This window comes from Faecalibacterium sp. DFI.5.82 (genome assembly GCF_029076575.1).
In the GTDB taxonomy this organism is placed as follows: Bacteria; Bacillota; Clostridia; order Oscillospirales; family Ruminococcaceae; genus Faecalibacterium; species Faecalibacterium duncaniae.
Genome location: NZ_JARFIS010001013.1, coordinates 1 through 292 on the forward strand (window position 1 = coordinate 1; position 292 = coordinate 292).

Here is a 292-nt window from a genome sequence, read left to right on the forward strand (position 1 = left end):
GATGTGCCGGAGAGCGACTATCACTTTGAGGGCGTCTGGCCCGGAGCAGAGCGGAAGCTGCTCTGCCTGGAGCCGGAGGGCTGCTACCCTGCAAGCCCGCTGTGCTGTGTGAAGCTGACCTGCCGCACCCTTTCCGGGGCGGCACTGCCGGGCCACAAGGATTATCTGGGCAGCCTGATGGGGCGGGAACTGCGGCGGGAAGCGCTGGGAGACATCGTGCTCCCGGCCGATACGCCGGGCACTGCCTATGTCTTTGCACTGGACACGGCTGGGGAGCTCATCTGCCGGGAAC

Annotated in this window: 1 pseudogene; it reads left to right on the forward strand. The window is 66.4% G+C overall.

Annotation, left to right across the window (positions count from 1 at the left end):
* Positions 1-292 (forward strand): annotated as a pseudogene (locus P0G09_RS19925) (hypothetical protein); the annotation flags it as partial.